We start from the raw sequence: 3,547 nt of genomic DNA on the forward strand, positions 1-3,547 counted from the left end.
GGACTTGCCTGCGCGCGCTGGCCGCCAATCCGAAGACCGATTTGAGGAAATTGCGACGCTTCGTGGCATGCTCCAACGCACGAGGGATCGGGCTTTGGAACAGGGAATCGCAAGGTTCATGCCAACCCTTAATGAAGACCTAAACGTCTTTTAAGCTGCGGATTCAGCTATGGAATGTCGATCTATCGACGCGGCTGGTCGCACGCTTGCATTCATCACATTGCGAAGATATGCCTTTGCTCAAGGAACGAGCAGACGTTTTTTGGCGCCCTTTTGTTGGGCCAACCGAAAAATGATTTCAGGGATCGCCGCTCTGAAACCGCTATTGGCAAAAATCCTCGTTGTTGACGCGCAGGCAGCGCGGCGCAGCGATCATTTTCCGCTGGCCGCAGCCTTCCTCCGCATCGATCTTCTTCAGCGCCCGCAGCGCGGCCATGGTTGGGCGGTACCAGAGATAGCGCTCGTCCGACAAGAGCGACGCGCGACGTAATCCCTGAATGGTCGCCGCCTCGAACACCCCGCTGCGCTCGCCCGCCATACAGTCGAGCCGCAGCAATTGCTCCTGGATCTGCTGCACGAGTTCGCGGCCTTCATAGGCCGGACCGGCACTGTCGAGCACGGTCGCCTCGCGCAATCGCGACGCCGCCGCGCGGGCGTCATCGGCCTCGGGCGTATCGGAAAACAACGACGCCACGAGATCGTAGGCTTCCGGCGTTTGGGTTTGTCTGGCGCGGGCGAGAACCAGCGCCGCGGCTGAGGAAGACGCGGCCGGCGTCTCGCTGGCCGGGGCTTGCCTGAGCCTGGCGACGATCGGCCGCGCCTCTGCGGCTTCCCGGCTATCGGGAAAGCGCTCGATCAGCAGGTCGTGGAGCGCGACATTGCCGGTCTCCTTCGCCGCCGCGAAAAGCTGCTCGGCAGGCGTTGGCGCTGGCGGCGGCGGCACGAAGTAGAAATCCAGCTCGAGCGAGGTGGATTCCCAGGGTATCTGCTGCTCGCCGGTTGCAAGGCGAACCTGGCGGCGGACGCTCTTGAAGACGTCTTCCAGTTTCTCGCCAGGCACGACAATGGCGTCGGCCAGCGCTTTGGTGTAGGGACTGTGTCCGTCATCGCCGTCGAAGGCGATCTTGCCCGATCCGGTCGACGAGGCAATGAACACGCCATAGACCGCGCCCATCGGAACCAGCCCGAGCGTCCCGGCCGGCGCCACGCCCGGCGGAAACGGATTATCGCGGCAGGCATCGACGATCAAAATATTGAGCGCGTTGCCGGTCGCCGACAAACGATCGGCCACAAGTTTGACGCTGAGTGATTGCGTCGCGACGTCGGACCTTTTTTTGATGTCGGCGCTGACCGGCACCAGATAGTTGATCGAGTCATTTTCCAGGCCGTGGCCGGCGTAATAGAGCAGCGCTACCGTCTCCCGCCCGCGCTCTTTGATCTTGCGCGCGAAGTCCTCGACATCTGCCGACATGCCCTTGAGGTCGCGATCGCTGACCTCGGTGACGTCAAATCCAAGTTGGCGCAGCTTCTCCGCCATCAGCCCCGCATCCCGCCCGGGATTACTGAGCCGGCCGAGTTTGACGTAACTGGCGTTGCCGATCACAAGCGCAAGGCGCGGCGCCAATGCAGGCACGGTCTTGCGCGGCTCGCCTGCAGCCCATGACGGCAAGGCCAGCGAGATCGCCAATCCGGCGGCCACCAGCAGCGATCTCATAACAATATTTCGCTTCGGCGCCATCTGTCCAAACCCGCCTCTTCGCCAGTCCACGTTACGCGAACCAGAAATGCCTGTCATTCTCGGAAGCCTCGCCTTCGCCGTCATCAAATTGACCGCCAATCCCTTGTATGATTGTATTTTGAAGTCATTTTCCGTTGCCGGACGGCCTGGGTCCGCATCATGTCCCCCTCAAGGATTGGTCAAACGTGCCTGGAATGCGCCGGCCATACCGTAACGCGCTAGCGGTGGCGGCGTTGCTTTGCCAGGTCATGCCGGCCGCGGCCGGCGTGCTCAGCGGGCGCGAATTCCAGAACCTTCTGGCCGGTGGGCCGGAGGGCACCACCATCGTGTTTCAAGGCGGCACCGACAAGGTGTTCTACTCGCCGACGCTGAAGAACAAATTGCGGCTGAGCCCGGAGTTGGGGTCTGAATTCCTCAAGCAAAAAGTCCTTCAAAACATCATCACGGAAGGTGTCTTCGTCGGTGCCACGATCGCGGACGGCAAATGGCGCACCATCAGCGGCATCGCCGGGATCGCCGCCGACACCGACAGCGGCCACGGCGTGCTGACGCTGCTGCAGACCTTTCCCGAAGACACCAGCATCAAGGCGTTTCAAAAGCGCGACCGGCTCTATGCCGTCGTCATTGTCGAGGACGCGCCCTCCGGCATCGTGTGCCGCAGGTCACAGTGGGAAAAGCTGTTTGCGCTCAAGGGTGAACCGAAGATGGCGACGGTGCCGTGCGAATTCACGGTCGGCAATACGGTGACGCCGGCGGCATCACCTTAACTGTCGAGATCAACTCGAAATCACCTTGCGGCACGAACCGATTTTGAATGAGATTTTGCACGGCTGGAGGTTATTCAATGACATTGCATGCATATGGAATTGGGTATCGCAGACCAGGGACGATCGCATCCGCCACTATCCTGCTTCTGGTGACGCTGCTCATTGGCGGGTCGCCGTTCGCAGATCGCGAGGCGATGGCGAACACCGGCGTATCGACGGCGGTCCAGAGCGCCGATGCGCAGCTCACCGCATGTGGCAACAACAGTGGCACGGTGCTGTATCGCTGCGTAGCCGATGTGATCAGCAAATTGTGCTACAATATCGGCAGCGCCCAAATCCCGGCGACGGTGAAGGCGCTCGATTCGGCCGTTTCGCGGCTACGCCGTGCCGTCAGCAAAATCGAGGCGCTCTCGGCGCTCGCACAGGCGCGGAGTGTGGTTGCCGGCGCCCTGCGCCAGGCGAGATCGATCGGGCATCCCGAGGGAGGAAGCGCTGACGCGGCCGACTTCGAGGCCATCTCCGCGCTGCTCAGCCACGCGTCGCAACTGATCCAGAGCAAGGGATGATCCAGACCCGGCTTTCGCCGCAGCGGTGTCGAAACCAACTCGGCGTTGGTGCCGTTGCGTCGCGTGCGCCGGCCACCTACACTCCATGCTGTTCCCGCATGAAGGCTGAGAAACGCCGACACTCAGACTGATCGGCAGTCACCCGGCGAGACACCATTCGGGAGGCACGCATGAATCGAAAATTCATCATCTCGGCGGCGGTCATGTTCGTCATGGCCTGGGCGCTGAGCTTCGTGGTGCACGGCATTTTGCTGAGCGCGGATTATTTGGTCACCGCCGGCATGCGGCCGCCGGCGGAGGTTCAAAATCTCATCCCGTACCTGATCCTGGCACATGCGCTGTTCGGCATCGCCTTTGCCTGGGTCTATCTGCATGGCAGGGAAGACAAACCCTGGCTGGCGCAGGGCGCGCGATACGGCATCGCCATCGCATTGCTGAGCGTGATTCCGATGTATCTGATCTATCACGTGGTGACG

The 3,547-nt window shown here is 61.5% G+C and carries 4 protein-coding genes; 3 read left to right on the forward strand and 1 reads right to left on the reverse strand.

The features are described from left to right. Positions 1–322: 322 nt before the first annotated feature. On the reverse strand, positions 323–1,714 hold the full coding sequence (locus WCE35_RS17915) for a caspase family protein (RefSeq protein ID WP_424594664.1): 1,392 nt from the start codon (positions 1,712–1,714) through the stop codon (positions 323–325). 218 nt (positions 1,715–1,932) lie between these two features. On the opposite strand from WCE35_RS17915, the gene WCE35_RS17920 reads away from it, so the two are divergent. The 3 genes from WCE35_RS17920 to WCE35_RS17930 all read left to right on the forward strand — a co-directional run. Continuing rightward, positions 1,933–2,505 carry a hypothetical protein gene (locus tag WCE35_RS17920; RefSeq protein WP_424594665.1) on the forward strand — a complete coding sequence of 191 codons (573 nt, stop codon included), beginning with the start codon at positions 1,933–1,935 and terminating at the stop codon, positions 2,503–2,505. Between the two features lie 194 nt (positions 2,506–2,699). After that, the gene (locus tag WCE35_RS17925) at positions 2,700–3,071 is read left to right on the forward strand and encodes a hypothetical protein (protein ID WP_424594666.1); all 372 of its coding nucleotides are present in this window, start codon (positions 2,700–2,702) and stop codon (positions 3,069–3,071) included. Between the two features lie 170 nt (positions 3,072–3,241). Next, on the forward strand, positions 3,242–3,547 hold a 306-nt coding region (locus WCE35_RS17930), incomplete at its 3' end, for a hypothetical protein (RefSeq protein ID WP_424594667.1).

Source organism: Bradyrhizobium sp., assembly GCF_049691595.1.
Taxonomy (GTDB): Bacteria; Pseudomonadota; Alphaproteobacteria; order Rhizobiales; family Xanthobacteraceae; genus Bradyrhizobium.

Excerpts from the sequence above, each read along its gene's own strand:
- WCE35_RS17920 (WP_424594665.1), top strand. The coding sequence starts at position 1,933 with ATGCGCCGGCCATACCGTAACGCGCTAGCGGTGGCGGCGTTGCTTTGC.
- WCE35_RS17925 (WP_424594666.1), top strand. The coding sequence starts at position 2,700 with ATGGCGAACACCGGCGTATCGACGGCGGTCCAGAGCGCCGATGCGCAG.
- WCE35_RS17915 (WP_424594664.1), bottom strand. The coding sequence starts at position 1,714 with ATGAGATCGCTGCTGGTGGCCGCCGGATTGGCGATCTCGCTGGCCTTG.